This is a genomic window from Thioclava indica (genome assembly GCF_000714545.1).
Taxonomy (GTDB): domain Bacteria; phylum Pseudomonadota; class Alphaproteobacteria; order Rhodobacterales; family Rhodobacteraceae; genus Thioclava; species Thioclava indica.
This window is the reverse complement of sequence record NZ_AUNB01000038.1, coordinates 1-22,833: the sequence shown is the minus strand read 5'-3', so window position 1 is coordinate 22,833 and position 22,833 is coordinate 1. Positions and strand designations below refer to the sequence as shown.

20 protein-coding genes and 1 tRNA gene are annotated in these 22,833 nt (G+C 59.4%); 19 read left to right on the top strand and 2 right to left on the bottom strand.

Annotated elements, in window-relative coordinates:
* The coding region (locus DT23_RS11945) for an EF-Tu C-terminal domain-related protein (RefSeq protein ID WP_476718436.1) at nucleotides 1-295 on the top strand (295 nt) is incomplete at its 5' end.
* 111 nt (nucleotides 296-406) lie between these two features.
* Here the strand turns inward: DT23_RS11945 and DT23_RS11940 are convergent.
* On the bottom strand, nucleotides 407-1,174 hold the full coding sequence (locus tag DT23_RS11940) for an NYN domain-containing protein (RefSeq protein WP_038131527.1): 768 nt from the start codon (nucleotides 1,172-1,174) through the stop codon (nucleotides 407-409).
* A gap of 146 nt (nucleotides 1,175-1,320) precedes the next feature.
* Here DT23_RS11940 and DT23_RS11935 point away from each other — a divergent pair, with 146 nt between their 5' ends.
* Nucleotides 1,321-2,307, top strand: coding sequence for a zinc transporter ZntB (locus DT23_RS11935; protein ID WP_038131526.1), 987 nt, complete (start codon nucleotides 1,321-1,323; stop codon nucleotides 2,305-2,307).
* A gap of 6 nt (nucleotides 2,308-2,313) precedes the next feature.
* On the opposite strand, the gene DT23_RS11930 is transcribed toward DT23_RS11935, so the two are convergent.
* Complete coding sequence (locus tag DT23_RS11930; protein ID WP_038131539.1) at nucleotides 2,314-2,874, bottom strand: type 1 glutamine amidotransferase domain-containing protein; 561 nt, start codon at nucleotides 2,872-2,874, stop codon at nucleotides 2,314-2,316.
* Nucleotides 2,875-3,058: 184 nt separating this feature from the next.
* Here DT23_RS11930 and DT23_RS11925 point away from each other — a divergent pair.
* The 17 genes from DT23_RS11925 to DT23_RS11845 all read left to right on the top strand — a co-directional run.
* A tRNA-Trp gene (locus DT23_RS11925) sits at nucleotides 3,059-3,134 on the top strand.
* A 489-nt stretch (nucleotides 3,135-3,623) separates the two neighbouring features.
* Nucleotides 3,624-3,809, top strand: a complete 186-nt coding sequence (gene secE / locus DT23_RS11920; RefSeq protein ID WP_038131537.1) for a preprotein translocase subunit SecE — start codon at nucleotides 3,624-3,626, stop codon at nucleotides 3,807-3,809.
* Nucleotides 3,810-4,036: 227 nt separating this feature from the next.
* Complete coding sequence (gene nusG / locus DT23_RS11915) at nucleotides 4,037-4,576, top strand: transcription termination/antitermination protein NusG (protein WP_038131524.1); 540 nt, start codon at nucleotides 4,037-4,039, stop codon at nucleotides 4,574-4,576.
* Nucleotides 4,577-4,668: 92 nt separating this feature from the next.
* Nucleotides 4,669-5,121: a 50S ribosomal protein L11 gene (gene rplK, locus DT23_RS11910; RefSeq protein ID WP_038131523.1), complete on the top strand. Its 453-nt coding sequence runs from the start codon at nucleotides 4,669-4,671 to the stop codon at nucleotides 5,119-5,121.
* A 3-nt stretch (nucleotides 5,122-5,124) separates the two neighbouring features.
* Nucleotides 5,125-5,823, top strand: a complete 699-nt coding sequence (gene rplA, locus DT23_RS11905) for a 50S ribosomal protein L1 (protein ID WP_038131521.1) — start codon at nucleotides 5,125-5,127, stop codon at nucleotides 5,821-5,823.
* A 246-nt stretch (nucleotides 5,824-6,069) separates the two neighbouring features.
* Nucleotides 6,070-6,582 (top strand): 50S ribosomal protein L10, encoded by a 513-nt coding sequence (rplJ, locus tag DT23_RS11900; protein WP_038131520.1) that lies wholly within the window; start codon nucleotides 6,070-6,072, stop codon nucleotides 6,580-6,582.
* A gap of 66 nt (nucleotides 6,583-6,648) precedes the next feature.
* Complete coding sequence (gene rplL / locus DT23_RS11895) at nucleotides 6,649-7,020, top strand: 50S ribosomal protein L7/L12 (RefSeq protein ID WP_038131518.1); 372 nt, start codon at nucleotides 6,649-6,651, stop codon at nucleotides 7,018-7,020.
* A 244-nt stretch (nucleotides 7,021-7,264) separates the two neighbouring features.
* Nucleotides 7,265-11,401, top strand: coding sequence for a DNA-directed RNA polymerase subunit beta (gene rpoB, locus DT23_RS11890; protein WP_038131516.1), 4,137 nt, complete (start codon nucleotides 7,265-7,267; stop codon nucleotides 11,399-11,401).
* A gap of 50 nt (nucleotides 11,402-11,451) precedes the next feature.
* Nucleotides 11,452-15,678 carry a DNA-directed RNA polymerase subunit beta' gene (gene rpoC / locus DT23_RS11885; protein ID WP_038131514.1) on the top strand — a complete coding sequence of 1,409 codons (4,227 nt, stop codon included), beginning with the start codon at nucleotides 11,452-11,454 and terminating at the stop codon, nucleotides 15,676-15,678.
* Between the two features lie 208 nt (nucleotides 15,679-15,886).
* Nucleotides 15,887-16,630 (top strand): glycosyltransferase family 2 protein, encoded by a 744-nt coding sequence (locus DT23_RS11880; RefSeq protein ID WP_038131512.1) that lies wholly within the window; start codon nucleotides 15,887-15,889, stop codon nucleotides 16,628-16,630.
* A 5-nt stretch (nucleotides 16,631-16,635) separates the two neighbouring features.
* The gene (locus tag DT23_RS11875; RefSeq protein ID WP_156023939.1) at nucleotides 16,636-16,941 is read left to right on the top strand and encodes a lipid-A-disaccharide synthase N-terminal domain-containing protein; all 306 of its coding nucleotides are present in this window, start codon (nucleotides 16,636-16,638) and stop codon (nucleotides 16,939-16,941) included.
* A complete protein-coding gene (locus DT23_RS11870) occupies nucleotides 16,916-18,352 on the top strand; it encodes an ArnT family glycosyltransferase (RefSeq protein WP_051697256.1) in 1,437 nt (478 codons plus the stop codon). Before DT23_RS11875 ends, DT23_RS11870 begins: the two co-directional genes overlap by 26 nt.
* Nucleotides 18,333-19,073 carry a phosphatase PAP2 family protein gene (locus tag DT23_RS18635; protein ID WP_051697255.1) on the top strand — a complete coding sequence of 247 codons (741 nt, stop codon included), beginning with the start codon at nucleotides 18,333-18,335 and terminating at the stop codon, nucleotides 19,071-19,073. The genes DT23_RS11870 and DT23_RS18635 overlap by 20 nt, the downstream gene beginning before the upstream one ends.
* Nucleotides 19,074-19,320: 247 nt before the next feature.
* Complete coding sequence (rpsL, locus tag DT23_RS11860; protein WP_038131511.1) at nucleotides 19,321-19,692, top strand: 30S ribosomal protein S12; 372 nt, start codon at nucleotides 19,321-19,323, stop codon at nucleotides 19,690-19,692.
* Between the two features lie 12 nt (nucleotides 19,693-19,704).
* Nucleotides 19,705-20,175 (top strand): 30S ribosomal protein S7, encoded by a 471-nt coding sequence (gene rpsG, locus DT23_RS11855; RefSeq protein ID WP_038131509.1) that lies wholly within the window; start codon nucleotides 19,705-19,707, stop codon nucleotides 20,173-20,175.
* 18 nt (nucleotides 20,176-20,193) lie between these two features.
* Nucleotides 20,194-22,311, top strand: coding sequence for an elongation factor G (gene fusA / locus DT23_RS11850; RefSeq protein ID WP_038131508.1), 2,118 nt, complete (start codon nucleotides 20,194-20,196; stop codon nucleotides 22,309-22,311).
* A 60-nt stretch (nucleotides 22,312-22,371) separates the two neighbouring features.
* The coding region (locus DT23_RS11845) for a GTP-binding protein (RefSeq protein WP_038130160.1) at nucleotides 22,372-22,833 on the top strand (462 nt) is incomplete at its 3' end.

Here is a 22,833-nt window from a genome sequence, read left to right as displayed (position 1 = left end):
TTCTGTGACCCCGCACACCAAGTTCGAAGCTGAGGCCTATATCCTCACCAAAGAAGAAGGTGGCCGTCACACGCCGTTCTTCGCGAACTACCGTCCGCAGTTCTACTTCCGCACGACGGACGTCACCGGCACCGTTAACCTGCCCGAGGGCACGGAAATGGTCATGCCGGGCGACAACCTGAAGTTCGAAGTCGAACTGATCGCCCCGATCGCGATGGAAGACGGCCTGCGTTTCGCAATCCGCGAAGGCGGCCGCACCGTCGGCGCCGGCGTGGTGTCGAAAATCCTCGCTTGATTAGCGTCACATCGTAACGGAAGGGCCGCCCGGTTGGGTGGCCCTTTTTCTTTTGGGGGAAAAGGTGTCGGGCTTTGAAGCGGCCATTGCGCCGCTTACCGTTGTATCTGATTAATTCAGGTGAATCGGGCTTGGCAGGCGATACCCTAGCAGCTCGACCTTATTTTTCGAGATCATTACACCTTTGCGCCAGTGACTGTCTTTCATCACGCTGGAATATTCCTTGGAATAATCTCGGTATTGATCGTTGCTTATGGCAAATGAAATCGGCAAATGTTTCAGGCTTTCCAGTACGTATTTATCCGCCTGAACGCCGCTGGGCACGACATAGATTTCATCTCGCTCAAGCCCGAAAATATCTTCCAGTAGCGTTACAGAATGGGCTTGATGGCTTGGGAATGCGCCGTGCTCGCTTAGCGTGTAAAAGATATTGGCATCAAAAAAGCAAACGATCCGGTATCCGTGATCGCGCAACTGGTTGACGATCTCGCCAAGCGGGCGCGCATCAAATCCGTGCTCGTGGCCCAAATGGTAAATGTTGCTGCCATCAAAAATGGCTGTTTTCGCGTCCAATCGCAGATCATGCATGAAGCCCAAACGATCATTGGCCAGCAAGGCATGTGGTTCGCGGCCGCCAAAGCCGTAATAGACGAGTAACCACGCCGCAATCAGCGCTGGCAAAACGATGAGCATCACAGTCGGGTCGATATCGGGGCGCAGGACGATCCACCACAAAAGCAGCGCGGAAATACTGGTCAGGAGGATGAAGTTAAGCAGCAGATAGACTGCTTTGCGCAACCACTTAAATGTATTGGACTGTGGCGCATGAGCATCGAAAGAGGCGAGTTTCTCGCCCAGTGTCGTGGGGGCTTTCGTCATATTCTAGCTCATACAAAAGGTCTTTTGCGCAAATTTAGCGCAAGCTTTGCGAAGAGGCCATCCGGGCGTAAGCTTGGTTGCAGCGCGCTTGCGCTGGCGGGGATCTGCGCTAGGATTTGCGAAATCATAAGGTTAGCATTCGCGCGATGGCCAAAAGTCCAATCCTCTTTTCACACGTTCTGTCTGGCGCGCCTGATCCGGATGGTCCTGCCGATATCTCAGCGGCCCTGCGCGATGATCGGCTGGCTTGGGCGCATCTGGATGGCACGAACCCGTCTGCGCAAAGCTGGATTCGCGAGGAGTTGGACTACCTTGATCCGCAGGCCGTCGAGGCGCTGCTGGATGTCGATACGCGCCCGCGCATGAGCCTTGCGGGCGACGGGCTGCTGGTGATCTTACGCGCGATCAACTTCAACGAGGGGGAAGATCCCGAAGACATGGTCTCGTTGCGGATGTATCTCGATGCGCGCCGTATTCTGACGATTTCGCGCAAACGGGTGCGCGCGATTGAGCGGATGAATGCCGCTTTGCGCGAGGGCATCGGGCCGATGGATGCAGGCGCGTTCTTGGTGGAGCTGATCGAAGATATTGTCGGCAATATTAACGCTTTTCAAAGCGGCTTGGATACCCATGCCGAAGCGCTGGAATACCGGGTTTTTGGCGGGCAGGGCGATCATGTGCGCCATGATGTTCTGGATCTGCGCCTCAAGGTGATTGCCGCGCGCCGCTATTTGGGGCCGCAACGCGATGCGCTGCTTAAGGTGTCACAGGCGCAAAGCCCGATCATCGACGCGGTGACGCGGCGCGAGATCGAGGAGGAGGCGTTCAAGATGACGCGGATTTCCGAGGATATGGATGAGCTGCGCGATCAGGCGCAGGTTTTGCGCGAGGAGCTATCGAGCCAGCTATCAGATCGGGTGAACCGCAATACGTTTGTGATGTCGGTGGTGACGTCGATGTTCCTGCCGCTGGGGTTTTTGACCGGCTTGTTCGGGGTCAATCTGGGCGGGATGCCGGGGCTGCAATCGCCAGTGGCTTTCGCCATTCTGGTGGCAAGCTGTGCGATTTTGCTCATCGCACAGCTTGGGGTCATGGGGCTTTGGCGCTGGCTGAACCAACGCAAGACCCGATAGCCGCGCTTAGGCCGCGGCGCGCTCGTGGCGGCCTTCGCCGATCTCTTCGATAATCTTGGACACGAACGCATCCAGATCGCCCGGATTGCGCGAGGTCACCAGCCCTTTATCGGTCACGACCTCGCGGTCATGCCATTCGCCGCCTGCGTTTTCCACATCGGTGCGGATCGAAGGGTACGAGGTCAGCTTGCGCCCCTTGGCGATGCCGGCCTCAACCAGAAGCCACGGCGCATGACAGATCGCGGCCACTGTCTTGCCGGCGTCGAAGAATGCACGCACCAGATTTACGGCCTCGGGCTGGACGCGCAACAGGTCGGGGTTGATCTGCCCGCCCGGCAGCACGATGGCGTCATAATCGCTGGCTGACACATCGGCGATCTTGCGATCTGAGGGCACGGATTTGCCCCAGTTCTTCTCGTCCCAGCCGGTGATGTCTTTCCCGTCCAGCGAGGCGACATGCACCGTCGCGCCCGCGCCGCGCAGTTTTTCAAGCGGCACCATCAGTTCGGATTGCTCAAAACCGTTGGTCGCCATGATCAGGATTTTTGCGTCGGTGATCTTGGTCATCGTCATCTCCTTTTCGTTTCGCTGCGATGTGGGGCGGCTCATCCGCCCGTCATTGTCGCGGCTTGCACAGGGCAACGTGGCGGGGCGGGGGGCTGTTCCAAGGGAACTTGCGTGCAGGGGGCGGATTTGCGCAAATCGCTCTTGATTTCGTCTGCGCGCTGGCTTAGCAACCGCCGCACGGCATAGGGGTATAGCTCAGTTGGTAGAGCATCGGTCTCCAAAACCGAGGGTCGTGGGTTCGAGTCCCTCTGCCCCTGCCAATGGAAATTGACGATTTTTCATTGGCTAGGTCGTATATCCGAGACAGTTGGGCGTTTGGTTGGGAAAATTCAGTCCAACGAATGTATCGCGCGTGCGATGCGTCTGCGGCTGGAGGCATTTGCATGCCGATAGGCTTCTGCCGGCTCTCATGAAATTCCTTGCGTTGTCGCGATGATCGCAATGTTGAAACACTGCGCAGGGCCGTTGGTTTGTTCGCGCGCTTCAACTGTCGAGATGGGCAGCGGACGGGCCGATCCGCTTGAAGCGGCGCGCGCACTCGCGCGACCCGTTTGAGCGCATCGCGGATGTGCGCCGGCGGATGAGCGGGGCGGGCTGATGCGAACCGTTGCCACGTTTCGGGGAAGGGCTGTGCAAATGGGTTGAAATCCTGCCCTGCAGCGCGTATCTGGCAGCAGTTGTGCGCTAACGGTTGCGCCAGGACAGACAGGCAGGCGCCGGTACGGGCGCGCTTTACAGGGATGACGAACATGGCGAACCCTCTTCAGTTTCTTCAGCAGGTGCGCTCGGAAGGGGGCAAGGTCACTTGGCCCTCGCGTCGTGAGGTGATGCTGACGACCGGTATGGTTCTGGCAATGGCGGCGCTGACCTCGTTGTTCTTTTCGCTTGTAGACTGGGTGATCCGTCTGGGCGTCGCCGCCGTGATCGGCAGCTAAGGCATCGTCAGGCTTGCGTGACGAAACGGGCGATGCACGCACAAACGTGTCCTTAACGGCCTTGAAATCATTGGCGCACGGCGGTAAAGGGGCGGAACTTTCCCGGAAGCGGCGTGCATCGATTCGCGTGGTGCGCGCTGCTTTTTGTTCGGGATAAGCGGGCTAACCCGCTAGAAAATTTGAATTTTACGGCGCGCAAGCGTCGGCATGAAGGGGCTAAGGGCAGCATGGCGAAGCGTTGGTATTCGGTAAGCGTTCTCTCGAATTTCGAGAAGAAAGTGGCCGAGGGGATCCGTCAGGCTGTTATTGATCAGGGCCTTGAGGACCAGATCGAAGAAGTCTTGGTGCCCACGGAAGAAGTTATCGAGGTGCGTCGCGGCAAGAAAGTGACCTCCGAGCGTCGTTTCATGCCCGGCTATGTGCTGGTGCGCATGGAGATGACGGACAAGGGCTATCACCTTGTGAACTCGCTCAACCGCGTCACCGGGTTTTTGGGGCCGCAAGGGCGCCCGATGCCGATGGGTGATGCCGAGGTGAACCGTATTCTGAGCCGCGTCGACGAGACCGGTGAAGCGGCGGCTCCGCGCAACCTGATCTTCTTCGAGATCGGCGAGAACGTGAGCGTGACTGACGGCCCGTTCGAGGGGTTCTCGGGCATGGTTGAGGAAGTGGACGAGGCGGCAAGCCGCTTGAAGGTGACGGTGTCGATCTTTGGTCGCCCCACGCCGGTCGAACTGGAATTCACGCAGGTGCAGAAAACCGCCTGAGTGTAAATCGTGGGAGGCGAGGGGGTAACTCCGGACCGCACCACTAAACTTCGCGCCCCTTTTGGGTGTGGCAGTGATAAGGAGAGGGCCAAATGGCCAAGAAAGTAGTTGGGCAGCTGAAGCTGCAAATTCCGGCAGGTGGCGCAAACCCGTCCCCGCCGGTCGGTCCTGCGCTGGGTCAGCGCGGCATCAACATCATGGAATTCTGCAAGGCGTTTAACGCCAAAACGCAGGAAATGGACAAGCAGGCGAAGATCCCGACGGTCATCACCTATTACGCTGACAAGTCCTTCACCTTTGAGATCAAGCAGCCCACGGCGAGCTTCTTCATCAAGCAAGCCGCTGGCCTCAAGCCGGTTGGCAAGCGTAACCGTCCGAAGGGCTCTGAGGCCCCCGGTCGTGTGACCGCAGCCACGATCACCGCCGCACAAGTGCGCCAGATCGCAGAAGCGAAAATGGCTGATCTGAACGCCAACGACATCGAAGGCGCGATGAGCATCATCCTCGGCTCGGCGAAGTCGATCGGTATCGAGGTGAAAGGGTAAGTCATGGCAAAGCTCGGTAAACGGACCAAAGCCGCCCGCGAAGCTTTCGCTGGCAAAGACAACCTCTCGATCAAAGAGGCGGTGAGCCTGATCAAGTCGAACGCGCATGCGAAATTCGACGAGACGCTGGAAATCGCGATGAACCTCGGCGTTGACCCGCGCCATGCTGACCAGATGGTCCGCGGCGTGGTCGCACTGCCCAACGGCACCGGCAAAACCGTGCGCGTGGCTGTGTTTGCGCGTGGCGCGAAAGCCGAAGAAGCACAGGCTGCAGGGGCTGACATCGTCGGTGCCGAAGACCTGATGGAAACCATCCAGTCGGGCAAGATCGAGTTCGATCGTTGCATCGCCACCCCGGACATGATGCCGCTTGTCGGCCGTCTTGGTAAGGTGCTTGGCCCGCGTAACCTGATGCCCAACCCCAAGGTTGGCACGGTGACGATGGATGTCGCAACGGCTGTGACGGCTGCCAAAGGCGGCGAAGTCCAGTTCAAGGTCGAGAAGGCTGGCGTCATCCACGGCGGCATCGGCAAAGTGTCGTTCTCGGAAGAGAAGCTGGTTGAGAACGTGCGCGCCTTTGTGGACGCCGTTTCCAAAGCCCGCCCCGTTGGCGCAAAAGGCACCTATATGAAAAAGGTGTCGCTGAGCTCCACGATGGGCCCGGGCGTGTCGCTGGACGTTGCGTCCGCAAGCGGCAACTAAAAGAATTCCACCGGGAAACCGGTGGATGGTGGGGCGGGCGCCAACTGGCAACCGCCCTGACCTGTCCGAGACGGAGGGTGCCGGGAAACTGGCTTAATTTCCTTCCTGAGATGGGGATCGAGACCATTTCCGAGGGAGGCCGCTTGGCTGATCTCGGGCGATCTGGGCTCGGGCCCTTTCGGACCCGACCCCGCGCAAGCGGGACAATGAGAGCCGGGGGGAAACCCTCATACTTGGAGTGTAACTGTGGATAGAGCCCAAAAAGAGAAAGTGGTCGAGGAACTCGGCCAGATCTTCGCAAGCTCTGGCGTCGTAGTGGTTGCCCACTACGAGGGCCTGACGGTTGCCGAAATGCAGGACCTGCGGGCGCGCATGCGCGAAGCTGGCGGGTCTGTTCGCGTTGCCAAGAACAAGCTCGCCAAGATCGCCCTTGAAGGTCAGCCCTGCGCAAGCATCGCTGATTTCCTGACGGGCATGACCGTACTTTCCTACTCTGATGATCCCGTCGCTGCGGCGCGGGTGGTTGTCAAGTACGCCAAGGAAAACGAGAAACTCTCGATCCTTGGTGGTTCTATGGGAGAGTCGGCTCTGGATATCGCCGGTGTTAAAGCCGTCGCCGATATGCCGTCGCGCGAAGAGCTTCTTGCTCAGATCGCGTCGTGCATTGGTGCGCCTGCTAGCAACATCGCCGGTGCCATTGGCGCGCCTGCAAGCAACATCGCGAGCATCTTGTCCTCGATCGAGGAAAAGGCTGCTTAAGCAATCGACCTGCCCCGTAGCGGCTTGAAACCGCGACGTTGGAAACCCAAATCTAGGAACTGTGAAATGGCTGATCTGAAAAAACTCGCCGAAGAAATCGTGGGCCTGACCCTTCTGGAAGCCCAGGAACTGAAAACCATCCTCAAAGACGAGTATGGCATCGAGCCCGCCGCTGGTGGCGCTGTGATGATGGCTGGCCCGGCTGCTGCTGGCGAAGCTGCTGAAGAGAAAACCGAATTCGACGTCGTTCTCGTCGAAGCCGGCGCTCAGAAAATCAACGTGATCAAAGAAGTTCGCGGCATCACGGGTCTCGGCCTGAAAGAAGCCAAAGACCTCGTTGAAGCTGGCGGCAAAGTCAAAGAAGGCGCTTCGAAAGCGGAAGCTGAAGAAATTCAGAAGAAACTCGAAGAAGCTGGCGCGAAAGTCGAGCTCAAGTAATCGAGCCGGATGCGCCTGCATCCGACATGAAAAAGGGCTGGGTCCGGGAATTTCCGGGCCCAGCCGAACCTGTCTTGGAGAGCGCTTTGCGCATCTGAAGCCCTCTCCAAGGCGGTGTTCGCGGTTCGGGAGCTATCCGGTGGGACGGATGGCAGGTATGGAACCGCCCCCCTTCATTCGCCTTGCGGCGTGCAATGGGCCCCGACATTGCGCAGCCGCGAAGAGACGAAAGGTCACGCAGAGCATGGCTCAAGCTTACGTTGGTCAGAAACGCATCCGTCGCTATTACGGCAAAATCCGTGAAGTCCTTGAAATGCCGAACCTCATTGAGGTTCAGAAATCCTCATACGATCTGTTCCTGCGCTCGGGGGAGGCTGATCAGCCCACCGATGGCGAGGGGATTCAGGGCGTGTTCCAGTCGGTTTTCCCGATCAAGGATTTCAACGATAATGCCATTCTGGAGTTCGTGAAATACGAACTCGAAAAGCCGAAATACGATGTCGAAGAATGTCAGAACCGCGACATGACCTATGCCGCACCGCTGAAGGTGACGCTGCGTCTGATCGTGTTTGATATCGACGAAGATACCGGCGCGCGGTCGGTCAAGGACATCAAGGAACAAGACGTGTTCATGGGCGATATGCCCTTGATGACCAACAACGGCACCTTCGTTGTGAACGGCACCGAGCGCGTGATCGTGAGCCAGATGCACCGCTCTCCGGGCGTGTTCTTTGACCATGACCGTGGCAAGACCCACAGCTCGGGCAAGCTGCTTTTTGCCTGCCGCATCATTCCCTATCGCGGCTCTTGGCTGGATTTCGAATTCGACGCCAAAGATCTGGTATTCGCACGCATCGACCGTCGCCGCAAATTGCCGGTGACGACGCTGCTCTATGCGCTTGGTCTTGACCAGGAAGGCATCATGGATGCCTATTACGAGACCGTGTCTTACACCGCCAAGGGCAAGACCGGCTGGGTGACCAAGTTCTTCCCTGATCGCGTGCGCGGCACCCGTCCGACCTTTGATCTGGTCGATGCGGCAAGCGGTGAAGTGATCTTGAAAGCGGGCGAGAAAGCGACCCCGCGCATGGTCAAGAAATGGCGCGATGACGACGCGATCTCTGAACTGTTGGTTCCGTTCGATCACATTCTGGGCCGCTATTGCGCCAAGGATATCATCAACGAAGAGACCGGTTTCATCTATATCGAGGCTGGCGACGAGCTGACCGCCGAATACGATAAAGACGGGGAACTGTCGGGCGGTTCGGTCAAGGTGCTCGTGGATAACGGGATCACCGAAGTGCCGATCCTTGACATCGATAACGTCAATGTCGGCCCCTATATCCGCAACACGATGGCGGCGGATAAGAACCTCAACCGCGAAACCGCGTTGATGGATATCTACCGCGTGATGCGCCCGGGTGAGCCGCCGACCGTTGAAGCGGCCGAAGGTCTGTTCAACCAGTTGTTCTTTGATGCTGATCGCTATGACCTGTCCGCAGTGGGCCGGGTCAAAATGAACATGCGTCTGGATCTGGATGCGCCTGATACCCAGCGCACCCTGCGTCGCGAAGACATCATTGCCTGTATCCGTGGCTTGGTGGAACTGCGTGACGGCAAGGGCGAGATCGACGATATCGACCACCTTGGCAACCGCCGGGTGCGCTCGGTCGGCGAGCTGATGGAAAATCAGTATCGTGTCGGTCTGCTGCGCATGGAACGTGCAATCAAAGAGCGTATGTCCTCGGTCGAGATCGACACGGTGATGCCGCAAGATCTGATCAACGCGAAACCGGCTGCGGCTGCGGTGCGTGAATTCTTCGGCTCCTCGCAGCTGAGCCAGTTCATGGACCAAACCAACCCGCTGTCGGAAGTCACCCACAAACGCCGTCTCTCGGCGCTTGGCCCGGGTGGTCTGACGCGCGAACGTGCCGGCTTTGAGGTGCGCGACGTTCACCCGACCCACTATGGTCGGATGTGCCCGATTGAAACGCCCGAAGGTCAGAACATCGGTCTGATCAACTCGCTGGCCACGTTTGCCCGCGTGAACAAATACGGCTTCATCGAAACGCCTTATCGCAAGGTCGAAGACGGCAAGGTCACTGATGAGGTGGTCTACATGTCGGCCACCGAGGAAATGCGTCACACCGTGGCGCAGGCCAACGCAACGCTGGACGAGAACGGCAAGTTCACCAGCGATCTGATTTCGACGCGTCAGTCGGGCGAATACTCGCTCAACCCGCCCGAAGTCATTGACCTGATCGACGTCTCGCCCAAGCAGCTTGTGTCGGTTGCCGCGGCGCTGATCCCGTTCCTGGAAAACGACGATGCTAACCGGGCCTTGATGGGCTCGAACATGCAACGTCAGGCGGTTCCGCTTTTGCGCTCCGAGGCTCCGTTCGTGGGCACCGGCATGGAGGCGATCGTGGCGCGCGATTCGGGTGCGGCGATCATGGCCAGTCGTGGCGGGATCATCGATCAGGTTGACGCACAGCGGATCGTTATCCGCGTCACCGACAACCTTGAAGCGGGTGAGCCGGGCGTCGACATCTACCGTCTGCGCAAGTTCAAACGCTCCAACCAATCCTCGACGATCAACCAGCGTCCTGTCGTCAAAGTGGGCGACCGGGTGCAAAAAGGTCAGGTTGTCGCTGATGGCCCGTCCACCGATCAGGGTGAGCTGGCAATCGGGCGCAACGTGGTCGTCGCGTTTATGCCGTGGAACGGCTACAACTACGAAGACTCGATCCTGATTTCCGAGCGTATTCACCGCGATGACGTGTTCACCTCGATCCATATCGACGAATACGAAGTGGCGGCGCGCGACACGAAACTGGGGCCGGAAGAGATCACCCGCGACATTCCCAACGTCGGTGAGGAAGCCCTGCGCAACCTCGACGAGGCCGGGATTGTCTATATCGGTGCCGAAGTGGGGCCGGGCGATATTCTGGTCGGCAAGATCACTCCGAAGGGCGAAAGCCCGATGACGCCGGAAGAAAAACTTCTGCGCGCCATCTTCGGGGAAAAAGCATCTGACGTGCGCGATACCTCGCTGCGTTTGCCCCCCGGTGCGTTCGGCACGATCGTCGAAGTGCGTGTCTTCAACCGCCATGGTGTGGAAAAAGACGAGCGCGCGCTGCAAATCGAGCGCGAAGAAGTCGAACGTCTCGCACGCGACCGCGACGATGAGCTGGCGATCCTCGAGCGCAACATCTACGCGCGTCTGCGCACGCTGATTTCGGGCAAAAAGGCTGTCAAAGGCCCCAAAGGCGTCAAGCCGGGTTCCGAGATCAACGACGAGTTGCTTGGCACCTTGTCCAAAGGTCAGTGGTGGCAGCTTGCCCTTGAAGACGAGGGGGACGCGAAAGAGGTCGAAGCGCTTAACGATCAGTTCGAGGTGCAGAAACGCGCCCTTGATCTGCGCTTTGAAGACAAGGTCGAGAAAGTCCGTCAGGGCGACGATCTGCCGCCGGGCGTGATGAAGATGGTCAAGGTGTTCGTGGCCGTGAAGCGCAAGCTTCAGGCGGGCGACAAGATGGCTGGTCGTCACGGCAACAAAGGTGTCGTGTCCAAGGTTGTGCCGGTCGAGGATATGCCTTTCCTCGCCGACGGGACGCCGGTTGACTTGGTGCTGAACCCGCTGGGCGTGCCTTCGCGTATGAACGTCGGTCAGATCCTTGAAACCCATATGGGTTGGGCGTCGCGCGGTCTGGGTATCCAGATTGACGAGGCAATGCGTGCCTATCGTCGTGAAGGCGATATGACACCGGTCAAGGATGCGATGCGCCACAGCTATGGCGACGAGACTTACGACGAAGTCTTTGCGTCGATGGACGATGAAAGCCTGCTGGAAAGCGCGGAAACCGTTCGCGGTGGCGTGCCGATTGCAACCCCGGTCTTTGACGGGGCGAAAGAGGCCGACATCAATGACGCGTTGACGCGGGCGGGCTTTAGCGAGTCCGGTCAGTCGGTGGTGTTTGATGGTCGCTCGGGCGAGCAATTCGCGCGTAAGGTCACGGTTGGGGTGAAATACTTCCTCAAGCTGCACCACTTGGTCGATGACAAGATGCACGCCCGTTCCACCGGTCCGTACTCGCTTGTCACGCAGCAGCCGCTGGGTGGTAAGGCGCAGTTCGGTGGTCAGCGTCTGGGTGAGATGGAGGTCTGGGCACTTGAAGCTTACGGTGCCGCCTACACCTTGCAAGAGATGCTGACGGTCAAATCCGATGACGTGGCCGGCCGTACCAAAGTCTATGAGTCGATCGTCAAGGGCGAGGACAATTTCGAAGCCGGCGTGCCGGAATCGTTCAACGTTCTCGTCAAAGAGGTCCGGGGCCTAGGCCTCAATATGGAACTCCTGGATGCGGAGGATGACGAGTGAGGGCTTAGGCCTTCACTCCCTCCCCTCTGCCCTCATTCAAGGATTTACAGATGAACCAGGAACTGACGCAAAACCCGTTCAACCCGCTTGCCCAGCCCAAGGCCTTTGACGAGATCAAGATCTCGCTGGCCTCGCCGGAGCGGATCCTGTCGTGGTCGTTTGGCGAAATCAAAAAGCCCGAGACCATCAACTACCGCACGTTCAAACCCGAGCGTGACGGCCTGTTCTGCGCACGCATCTTTGGCCCGATCAAAGATTACGAATGCCTGTGCGGCAAATATAAGCGCATGAAATATCGCGGCGTTGTCTGCGAGAAATGCGGTGTCGAAGTCACGCTGCAAAAGGTCCGCCGCGAGCGGATGGGCCATATCGAGCTGGCTTCGCCGGTCGCGCATATCTGGTTCCTCAAGTCGCTGCCCTCGCGCATCGCCTTGATGCTGGACACCACGCTGCGCAGCCTCGAGCGCATCCTGTATTTCGAAAACTTCGTCGTGATCGAGCCCGGTCTGACCGATCTGACCTATGGTCAGTTGATGACCGAGGAAGAATATCTCGACGCGCAGGACGCTTATGGCGCCGACGCTTTCACCGCCAATATCGGCGCTGAGGCTATTCGTGAAATGCTGGCAGCGGTCGACCTTGAGGCGACTGCTGAACAACTGCGCGAAGAGCTGAAGGAAGCCACGGGCGAGCTGAAGCCGAAGAAGATCATCAAGCGTTTGAAGATCGTCGAAAGCTTCCTTGAATCGGGCAACCGCCCCGAGTGGATGGTGCTGACGGTGCTGCCGGTGATCCCGCCGGAACTGCGCCCGCTGGTGCCGCTCGATGGTGGCCGGTTCGCGACCTCGGATCTCAACGATCTCTATCGTCGCGTGATCAACCGTAACAATCGTCTCAAGCGCCTCATCGAGCTGCGCGCGCCCGATATCATCGTGCGCAACGAAAAGCGGATGTTGCAGGAATCGGTCGATGCGCTGTTTGACAACGGCCGTCGTGGTCGCGTGATCACGGGCACCAACAAGCGCCCGCTGAAATCGCTGTCCGACATGCTGAAAGGTAAGCAAGGTCGCTTCCGTCAGAACCTTTTGGGTAAGCGCGTGGACTTCTCGGGTCGTTCGGTCATCGTGACCGGTCCCGAGCTGAAACTGCATCAATGCGGTCTGCCCAAGAAGATGGCGCTCGAGCTGTTCAAGCCGTTTATCTATTCGCGTCTTGAAGCGAAGGGTTTGTCGAGCACCGTCAAACAGGCCAAGAAACTGGTCGAAAAAGAGCGTCCCGAAGTGTGGGATATCCTCGACGAGGTGATCCGCGAGCACCCGGTTCTTCTCAACCGTGCGCCGACGCTGCACCGTCTGGGCATTCAGGCGTTCGAACCGATGCTGATCGAAGGGAAGGCTATCCAGCTGCACCCGCTGGTTTGCTCGGCGTTCAACGCTGACTTTGACGGCGACCAAATGGCCGTGCACGTCCCGCTGAGCCTTGAGGCCCAGCTGGAAGCGCGCGTCTTGATGATGTCGACCAACAACGTGCTCTCGCCTGCCAACGGCGCGCCGATTATCGTGCCGTCGCAGGATATGATTCTGGGTCTTTACTATGTGACCATGGAACGCAAAGGCATGAAGGGCGAAGGCATGGCCTTTGGCTCGGTCGAGGAAGTGGAACACGCGCTTGACGCGGGCGAAGTGAGCTTGCACGCCAAGATCACCTGCCGTGTGAAACAGATCGACGAGACCGGCAACGAGGTGTTCCAACGCTTTGAAACCACGCCGGGCCGCTGCCGTTTGGGCTCGCTTTTGCCGCTCAACGCAAAGGCCCCGTTCGAATTGGTCAACCGTTTGCTGCGTAAGAAAGACGTGCAGAACACGATTGACACGGTTTATCGCTACTGCGGTCAGAAAGAGTCGGTCATCTTCTGTGACCAGATCATGGGCATGGGCTTCCGCGAGGCGTTCAAGGCGGGCATTTCGTTCGGCAAGGACGACATGGTTATCCCCGACAACAAGTGGGATATCGTCGAAGGCGTTCGCGATCAGGTCAAGGATTTCGAACAGCAATATATGGACGGCCTGATCACCCAAGGTGAGAAATACAACAAGGTCGTCGATGCTTGGTCGAAATGTAACGATCAGGTCACGGACGCGATGATGAACACCATCTCGGCGCCCAAATTCGATGAGAGTGGCGCAGAAATGGAACCGAACTCGGTTTACATGATGGCGCACTCGGGCGCGCGTGGCTCGGTTACCCAGATGAAACAGCTGGGCGGGATGCGCGGCCTGATGGCCAAGCCGAATGGCGAGATCATCGAAACGCCGATCATCTCGAACTTTAAAGAAGGCCTGACCGTTCTCGAATACTTCAACTCGACGCACGGCGCGCGTAAGGGTCTGTCCGATACCGCCCTCAAGACGGCAAACTCGGGCTATCTGACGCGGCGTCTGGTGGACGTGGCGCAGGATTGCATCGTGCGCAGCCATGATTGCGGCACCGATCAGGCGATCACCGCGTCGGCGGCGGTCAATGACGGTGAGGTCGTGGCACCGCTGTCCGAGCGTATCTTGGGCCGTGTCGCAGCCGATGACGTCAACGTGCCGGGCACCGATGAGGTTCTGGTGCGTGCAGGCGAGTTGATCGACGAGCGCAAGGCCGATGCCGTTGAGGCGGCGGGCGTGCAATCTGTGCGTATCCGTTCGGCGCTGACCTGTGAGGCCGAAGAAGGCGTTTGTGCGCTTTGCTACGGTCGCGATCTGGCACGCGGTACGCTGGTGAACCAGGGCGAAGCGGTGGGTATTATCGCCGCGCAGTCGATCGGGGAACCCGGCACGCAGCTGACGATGCGGACCTTCCACTTGGGCGGCGTTGCTCAGGGTGGGTCGCAATCGTTCCTGGAAGCCAGCCAAGAGGGCAAGATCGAGTTCCGCAATGCGCAGCTCATCGTCAACGAGGCAGGCGATCAGATCGTTATGGGTCGCAACATGCAAATCGCGATCCTCAGCGAGCAGGGTGACGAACTGGCCAGCCACAAACTGGGCTACGGCACCAAGGTCTTCGTCAAGGACGGCGCCAAGGTGGCACGCGGCGACAAGCTGATCGAATGGGATCCCTACACCCTGCCGATCATCGCCGACAAACCCGGTAAGGTGCGTTTCGTCGATCTCGTTTCGGGCATCTCGGTGCGCGAAGATACCGATGATGCGACGGGTATGACGCAACGGATCGTGGCGGATTGGCGTTCGGCTCCCAAAGGCAACGACCTCAAGCCCGAGGTTCTGATCCTGGGTGAAGATGGTGAACCGGTGCGCAACGATGCGGGCAATCCGGTGATCTACACGATGTCGGTGGATGCGATCCTGTCGGTCGAAGATGGCCAGCAGATCAAAGCCGGTGACGTTGTGGCGCGGATCCCGCGCGAGGGTGCCAAGACCAAGGACATCACCGGTGGTCTGCCGCGTGTGGCCGAACTCTTTGAGGCACGTCGTCCCAAGGATCACGCGATCATCGCCGAAATTGATGGCTATGTGCGCTTTGGCAAGGACTACAAGAACAAGCGCCGGCTCTCGATTGATCCGCGCGACGAAGGTCTTGAGCCCGCCGAATACATGGTGCCGAAAGGCAAGCACATCCCGGTGCAGGAAGGCGACTTCGTGCAGAAGGGTGACTACATCATGGATGGCAACCCGGCACCGCACGACATCTTGCGCATCATGGGGATTGAGGCTTTGGCCGATTACCTCATCGACGAGGTGCAGGACGTCTATCGACTGCAGGGCGTGAAGATCAACGACAAGCATATCGAGGTGATCGTTCGCCAGATGCTGCAAAAGATTGAGATCCTGGATTCCGGTGAATCGACCCTTCTCAAAGGCGAGAATGTCGACAAGGCCGAGTTCGACGAGGAAAACGCCAAGGTCGTGGCACGCGGCGGTCGTCCGGCAACGGGTGAACCGGTGCTGTTGGGCATTACCAAGGCGTCGCTGCAAACGCGCAGCTTCATCTCGGCGGCATCGTTCCAGGAAACCACGCGGGTTCTCACCGAGGCTTCGGTGCAGGGCAAGCGCGACAAGCTGGTCGGTCTTAAGGAAAACGTCATCGTTGGCCGGTTGATCCCGGCGGGCACGGGTGGCGCAACCACCAAGGTCCGCAAGGTTGCTACCGATCGCGACAACAAGGTGATCGAGGCCCGTCAAGCCGAAGCCGCCGAAGCCGCAGCGCTGGCCGCTCCGGTCGAGGCAGAGGCCGATTTCGGCCCGGTCGAAACGCCGGAAAGCCGCGATTGATCCCAGCCCTGAGCGGTTGAAGTAAAAATGACCCCGCGCGAGATACTCGCGCGGGGTTTTTCTGTGCGCCGTTTGATGCGGGAGCAGGCGCAAGCTTGCGTGGCGGCGATCCCACGAAACCGTGGGCCGGTCCGAGCATCGTTTACAAGTTGGCGCGGCGGCGATATGAGGGGCCGATCCTGCGATGCCCCAAGCGAGTTGTGGCCCCATGCCCGAAATTTCCCCCGAGATTTCTATCGTCATCCCCGCCAAGAACGAGGCGTCCAACATTGCCGCGCTGCTCGACGAGATCGACGCAGCCTGCGCGCCTGTGTGCGACTATGAGGTGATTGTGGTCGATGACGGCTCGGATGATGGCATGGGTGACATCGTGCGCGCACGGATGGCCGATCATCCCAAACTGCGCTTGCTGCATCACCCTAAATCGGGCGGTCAAAGTGCTGGCGTGCATTCGGGCGTGTTGGCGGCGACGGGGGCGATCATCTGCACGCTCGATGGCGATGGCCAGAACCCGCCCAGCGAGTTACCCGCGCTGATGGCGCCGTTGCGTGCCCCCGGTTCCGAGGCGATCGGCTTGGTCGCGGGCCAGCGGGTCGGGCGGCAAGATACCATGTCCAAGAAACTGGCCTCGAAATTTGCCAATGCGATCCGCTCGGCGATCCTCAAGGACGGCACGCGTGACACTGGCTGCGGGCTCAAGGCGTTCCGGCGTGAGGCGTTCTTGGCGTTGCCGTTTTTCAATCACATGCACCGCTATCTGCCCGCGCTGTTTACGCGCGATGGCTGGGAGGTAGCGCATGTCGATGTTTCTCACCGCTCGCGCGGAGGCGGGGCGTCGAACTATAACAATCTGCAGCGTGGTCTGGTCGGGATCGTCGATCTGATGGGCGTGGCTTGGTTGCTACGGCGACGCAAGACCGCGCGCGCCACCGAAATCGCGCGCAAGGAGTAAGCCCCATGCAATGGCTGATGAACATGCTGCATGTCGACAGCATGACCGAGCTGTGGTGGGTCGTTTTCGGCCTGTTGGCGCAGTTGATGTTTACTGGGCGCTTTATCGTGCAGTGGATCGCCTCAGAGCGGCAGCGGGATTCCGTGGTGCCGGTCGCGTTCTGGTATTTCTCGCTGGCGGGCGGCTTGATGCTGTTCAGCTATGCCGTCTATCGCCGCGATCCGGTGTTCATTCTGGGCCAGTCCCTGGGCGTGTTCATCTATTCCCGCAATCTCTGGCTGATCCATGCCAAGCGCCGCCGCGAAGCGTGATCCCCAAAGATGGTTCGCCCCGGCGCTGGTGGTCGTGGCTGCCGTTACGGCGCTGCGGCTGATCGCGCTGGCGTTCAATCGCACCGATCTGTTTGTCGATGAAACGCAATATTGGCTTTGGGGTCAGCATCTCGATTTCGGATATTACTCCAAGCCGCCGCTGATTGGCTGGCTGATCCGCGCCGTGACGGAAATCGCCGGCTCGAACGCGCCGTTTTGGGTGCGTATGCCCGGCCCTGTGCTGCATGGCGTGACCGCGCTGGCGCTGGGGGCGCTGGGGGCGCGCGTCGGCGGGCGGAGTGCGGGGCTGTGGTCGGCGGTAATTTATGTGACGCTGCCCTTCGTGGCGCTTGGGTCGGTGCTGATGTCGACCGATACGGTGATGGCGCCGTTTTATGCGCTCGCGCTGCTGTTTGCCCATCGCGCGGCGCAAGGCAAATCGGCGCGTGAGGCGCTGATGGCGGGGATCTGCGCGGGGCTGGCCTTCATGGCAAAATACGCAGCGATCTACTTGATCCCGGGGCTGGCGCTGGCCGCGCTGGTGAGTCCGGGCTGGCGGATCGGGTGGCGCAACGCGGTTTTGATGGCGCTGGCGGCGGGGTTGGTGATCGCGCCCAATATCGTTTGGAACCTCAACCACGATCTGACAACCGTGTCGCATACGATGGACAATGTCGGCTGGGTGCGCAGCGGGGCGATGCTGAACCTGCCCTCGATGGGCGAGTTCTTTGGCAGTCAGTTCGCGGTGTTCGGGCCTCTGACATTTGCAGCCCTTCTGCTGGGCTATATTGGCTTGCGTGATCCGGCCAAGCGCGGGCTTGCGATGCTGTCGTTCCCGCCGCTGCTGGCCGTGACGATTGAGGCGCTGCTGGATCGCGCCTATGCGAATTGGGCGATTGCGGCCTATTTCGCGGGTACGGTTCTGGCGGTGCTGGTGATGGGGCGGATCTGGCGCATCGCGGCGCTGGCGGTGAACGTGGTGATCGCGCTGGCAATCCCGCTGCTGACGGTGCTTGCGCCCTGGCCTGCCAAAGACGGGGCGCCTTTGTTGAAACGCTGGCTGGGTCGCGTCGATCTGAGCGCGCATATTCTGGCACTGGCGAAGACCGAAGGCGTGCCGGTCTACACCGCCAACCGCGATATTCTGGCCGATTTGTTTTACACTGGCCTCGATGCTGGCGTGACGGTCTACGCGCCCGATCCTAAGGGGCGTGCGCATAGCTATTACGAGCAGATGTGGCCGCTACCTGCGGGCTATCGGGGCAAGCTGCTGGTGATTGCCAATCAAGCGCCCGACTGCGGCGCGGGGCCTGTGGCACCTGCGGGTGATCTCGCGGCGTCTGGGACGTGGGCAGGCAAGGGCTTTGCCCCCTATCTGGTGGAGGCGCGCTGTGTCCGTTCCCAAGATTGATCTTGCGCGCACCGGCTGGATGCTGCTGGCGCTGTGGCTTGGCGCGCTGCTGGTGTTTCGTGCAGCGCCCGGCGTCGATCTGTTTGTGACGGGGCTGTTTTACAACGGTCACGGCGGGTTTTCGGTGATTACCAATCCGCTTTGGGAATGGTTGCGCCAGCGGATCTGGGATGTCGCGATCGTGGTGGTTCTGGCATCGCTGATCTGCTGGCCGCTCGCGCTGTGGCGGGGCAGGGCGCTGCGGCTTGGGGCGCGGGCCTGGGGCTTTGTGCTGGGGCTGTTCTTCTTTGGGCCGATTGTGATCGTGAATGGCTTGCTCAAGGCCAATTCGGGGCGCGCGCGCCCGGCCGATGTCGATCTGTTTGGCGGCGCGCATCACTTCTCGATTGCGGGTGACTTCACCGATCAATGCGCGCGCAACTGTTCTTTCGTTTCGGACGAAGTTTCGGCGGCGGTGGCGTTGAGCGTGGTGATCTGGCTGGGCGCCGAGGCGCTGCGCGACCGCCTGCCGCGCTGGGGGCTGGTCTATATCCGCGCGGTGGCGGTCTTTGTCAGCCTCTTTATCGCGCTTCAACGGATCGGCACGGGGCGGCATTTTCTGTCAGATGCGTTTTTTGCGGGCATGGTCAGCCTGAGCGTCGCGTGGGTTTTGTGGGGGCTGATCTATGGCGGCTGGCTTGCGCCCTTGGCAGCAAGGCTGCGCCGTGGTCGGCGCAGTTGACAAGGCATCCGACTCCCCCTATACGCCGCGCTACCTGACAGGCGCATTGCGTCTGCCAGCTTACCGATTTCTAGTGGTCACGATCCGGGCCCATAGCTCCGATCCTCTGGAATTCAACGCATTCACCCCGACCTTTGGGCCGGGAGGGATGTGATTTGGCGTTTCGCGAATGGGCGCGAGAGGCCGTCGAGAAGTGGCGCATCCGGGACCGGGTGCGAGTATTGACAAGCAGATACGGGGAACCGGAATGCCAACGATTCAACAGCTGATCCGCAAGCCGCGGCAGCCGAAAGTGAAGGGCTCGAAATCGCAGCACCTTCAGCAGTGCCCGCAAAAGCGTGGCGTTTGCACACGCGTCTATACAACGACGCCGAAGAAACCGAACTCCGCTATGCGTAAGGTCGCCAAAGTGCGCCTGACGAATGGCTTTGAGGTCATCTCTTACATCCCGGGTGAAAAGCACAACCTGCAAGAGCACTCTGTTGTGCTTATCCGCGGCGGTCGTGTGAAAGACCTTCCGGGCGTTCGCTACCACATCCTGCGCGGTGTGCTCGATACGCAAGGTGTTAAAGACCGTCGTCAACGCCGTTCGAAATACGGCGCGAAGCGTCCGAAGTAAGGAGATCACCACATGTCTCGTCGTCACGCCGCTGAAAAGCGCGAAGTTTTGCCGGACGCCAAGTATGGTGACCGCATTCTCACCAAATTCATGAACAACCTGATGATCGACGGCAAGAAATCTGCCGCCGAACGCATCGTCTACAGCGCGTTGAGCCGCGTCGAGGGCAAGCTGAAGCGCGAGCCCATCGAAGTGTTCCACGAAGCGCTGGAGAACGTGAAACCCTCTGTCGAAGTGCGTTCGCGTCGCGTCGGTGGTGCCACCTACCAGGTGCCCGTCGAAGTGCGTCCGATCCGCCGTGAAGCGCTGGCAATCCGCTGGCTGATCACCGCAGCGAAAAACCGCAACGAGAACACGATGGAAGAGCGCCTTGCAGGCGAGCTTCTGGATGCTGTCAACTCGCGCGGCACGGCTGTGAAAAAACGCGAAGACACGCACAAGATGGCCGACGCAAACAAAGCGTTCAGCCATTACCGCTGGTAAAAACGGAAGGACGCCATAATGGCACGCGAATATCCGCTTACATTCTACCGTAATTTCGGGATCATGGCGCACATCGACGCGGGTAAAACCACGACGACTGAGCGGATCCTGTATTACACCGGCAAATCGCACAAAATCGGCGAAGTGCACGATGGTGCCGCAACGATGGACTGGATGGAACAAGAGGCCGAGCGCGGCATCACCATCACCTCGGCTGCGACCACCACTTTCTGGGAGCGCACCGAAACCGGTACCGAGGCGCAGACGCCCAAGCACCGCTTCAACATCATCGACACCCCCGGCCACGTTGACTTCACCATCGAAGTCGAACGCTCGCTGGCTGTGCTTGACGGTGCGGTTGCCTTGCTGGACGCCAACGCCGGTGTTGAGCCGCAGACCGAAACCGTGTGGCGTCAGGCTGACCGCTACAAGGTTCCGCGGATGGTGTTCGTCAACAAGATGGACAAAATCGGCGCGGACTTCTTCAACTGCGTGAAGATGATCAAGGACCGCACGGGTGCAACCCCGGTTCCGGTCAACTTCCCGATTGGTGCAGAAGACAACCTTGAGGGTATCGTCGACCTGATCACCATGGAAGAATGGGTTTGGGAAGGCGAGGATCTGGGTGCGTCCTGGTTCCGTCGTCCGATCCGTGACGATCTTAAGGCAACCGCCGACGAATGGCGCAGCCACCTGATCGAGAACGCGGTCGAGCAAGACGATGACGCCATGATGGCCTATCTCGAAGGCGAAGAGCCCGATGTCGAAACGCTGCGCAAGCTGGTCCGCAAGGGCACGCTGTCGCTGTCCTTCGTGCCGGTTCTGGGTGGCTCGGCGTTCAAAAACAAAGGCGTGCAGCCTCTGTTGAACGCTGTCATCGACTTCCTGCCCTCGCCGCTCGATGTTCCGGCTTACATGGGCTTCTCGCCTGATGATGAGACGGAAACGCGCGACATCGCCCGTCACGCTGACGACGACGAGCCGCTGTCGGGTCTGGCGTTCAAGATCATGAACGACCCCTTCGTGGGCACGCTCACCTTCACGCGCCTCTACTCGGGGACGTTGAAGAAGGGTGACTCGATCCTGAACTCGACCAAAGGTCGTAAAGAGCGCATCGGCCGTATGATGATGATGCACTCCAACAACCGCGACGAGATCGATGAAGCCTTTGCAGGCGACATCATCGCGCTGGCCGGTCTGAAAGAAACCACCACTGGTGACACGCTATGTGACGCCAACAAACAGGTGGTTCTGGAAACGATGACCTTCCCCGATCCGGTTATCGAGATCGCGGTCGAGCCCAAAACGAAGGCCGACCAGGAAAAGATGGGCATCGCGCTTCAGCGACTGGCTGCCGAAGATCCGTCCTTCCGCGTCGAAACCGATCTTGAATCGGGCCAGACGATCATGAAGGGCATGGGCGAACTTCACCTCGACATTCTTGTTGATCGCATGAAGCGTGAATTCAAGGTTGAGGCGAATATCGGTGCCCCGCAGGTTGCTTATCGTGAGACGATCAGCCACGCGACCGAGATCGATTACACGCACAAGAAACAGACCGGTGGTACCGGCCAGTTCGCGCGCGTGAAGCTGGAAATCACCCCGACGGAAGCGGGCGAGGGCTACTCGTTCGAATCCAAAATCGTGGGTGGTGCGGTGCCGAAGGAATATATCCCCGGCGTCGAAAAAGGCATCAAATCGGTCATGGATTCCGGTCCGCTTGCCGGCTTCCCGGTGATCGACTTCAAAGTTCAGCTCCTTGACGGTGCGTTCCACGACGTCGACTCCTCGGTGCTGGCATTTGAGATCGCGTCGCGCGCTGCAATGCGCGAAGGTCTGCGCAAGGCTGGGGCAAAACTGCTTGAGCCGATGATGAAAGTCGAAGTGGTCACGCCGGAAGAATACACCGGTTCGATCATTGGTGACCTGACCTCGCGTCGGGGTCAGGTGCAAGGACAAGAGACCCGCGGCAACGCGATCGTCATCAACTCCTTCGTGCCGCTCGCCAATATGTTCGGCTACATCAACAACCTGCGCTCGATGTCCTCGGGCCGGGCGGTGTTCACGATGCTCTTTGATCACTACGAGCCCGTGCCGCAGAACATCTCTGACGAGATCCAAAAGAAATACGCGTAAGGGCTGTTGCGCCGGGGTAACCCGGCGCCTTCCCACCGCTTTAATTGACAGGAGGCCATTATGGCTAAGGCAAAGTTTGAACGTAACAAACCGCACGTTAACATCGGCACGATCGGCCACGTTGACCACGGCAAGACCACTCTGACGGCCGCGATCACGAAATATTTTGGTGATTTCCAGGCCTATGACCAGATCGACGGTGCGCCCGAAGAAAAAGCGCGCGGGATCACGATCTCGACCGCGCACGTGGAGTACGAGACGGAAAACCGTCACTACGCCCACGTCGACTGCCCCGGCCACGCTGACTATGTGAAAAACATGATCACCGGTGCGGCGCAGATGGATGGCGCGATCCTCGTGGTGAACGCCGCTGACGGCCCGATGCCGCAAACGCGCGAGCACATCCTGCTCGGTCGCCAGGTCGGCATCCCGACGATGGTCGTCTACATGAACAAAGTCGATCAGGTTGATGACGAAGAGCTGCTCGAGCTGGTCGAAATGGAAATCCGCGAGCTGCTGAGC

What these genes read in the sequence shown, in the direction of transcription:
- rplK (WP_038131523.1), top strand. Translation starts at nt 4,669, where the DNA reads ATGGCCAAGAAAGTAGTTGGGCAGCTGAAGCTGCAAATTCCGGCAGGT.
- rplA (WP_038131521.1), top strand. Translation starts at nt 5,125, where the DNA reads ATGGCAAAGCTCGGTAAACGGACCAAAGCCGCCCGCGAAGCTTTCGCT.
- DT23_RS11930 (WP_038131539.1), bottom strand. Translation starts at nt 2,874, where the DNA reads ATGACCAAGATCACCGACGCAAAAATCCTGATCATGGCGACCAACGGT.
- DT23_RS11880 (WP_038131512.1), top strand. Translation starts at nt 15,887, where the DNA reads ATGCCCGAAATTTCCCCCGAGATTTCTATCGTCATCCCCGCCAAGAAC.
- rpsG (WP_038131509.1), top strand. Translation starts at nt 19,705, where the DNA reads ATGTCTCGTCGTCACGCCGCTGAAAAGCGCGAAGTTTTGCCGGACGCC.
- DT23_RS11875 (WP_156023939.1), top strand. Translation starts at nt 16,636, where the DNA reads ATGCAATGGCTGATGAACATGCTGCATGTCGACAGCATGACCGAGCTG.
- fusA (WP_038131508.1), top strand. Translation starts at nt 20,194, where the DNA reads ATGGCACGCGAATATCCGCTTACATTCTACCGTAATTTCGGGATCATG.
- DT23_RS11935 (WP_038131526.1), top strand. Translation starts at nt 1,321, where the DNA reads ATGGCCAAAAGTCCAATCCTCTTTTCACACGTTCTGTCTGGCGCGCCT.
- DT23_RS11870 (WP_051697256.1), top strand. Translation starts at nt 16,916, where the DNA reads ATGCCAAGCGCCGCCGCGAAGCGTGATCCCCAAAGATGGTTCGCCCCG.
- secE (WP_038131537.1), top strand. Translation starts at nt 3,624, where the DNA reads ATGGCGAACCCTCTTCAGTTTCTTCAGCAGGTGCGCTCGGAAGGGGGC.
- nusG (WP_038131524.1), top strand. Translation starts at nt 4,037, where the DNA reads ATGGCGAAGCGTTGGTATTCGGTAAGCGTTCTCTCGAATTTCGAGAAG.
- rpoB (WP_038131516.1), top strand. Translation starts at nt 7,265, where the DNA reads ATGGCTCAAGCTTACGTTGGTCAGAAACGCATCCGTCGCTATTACGGC.
- rpsL (WP_038131511.1), top strand. Translation starts at nt 19,321, where the DNA reads ATGCCAACGATTCAACAGCTGATCCGCAAGCCGCGGCAGCCGAAAGTG.
- rpoC (WP_038131514.1), top strand. Translation starts at nt 11,452, where the DNA reads ATGAACCAGGAACTGACGCAAAACCCGTTCAACCCGCTTGCCCAGCCC.
- rplL (WP_038131518.1), top strand. Translation starts at nt 6,649, where the DNA reads ATGGCTGATCTGAAAAAACTCGCCGAAGAAATCGTGGGCCTGACCCTT.
- DT23_RS11940 (WP_038131527.1), bottom strand. Translation starts at nt 1,174, where the DNA reads ATGACGAAAGCCCCCACGACACTGGGCGAGAAACTCGCCTCTTTCGAT.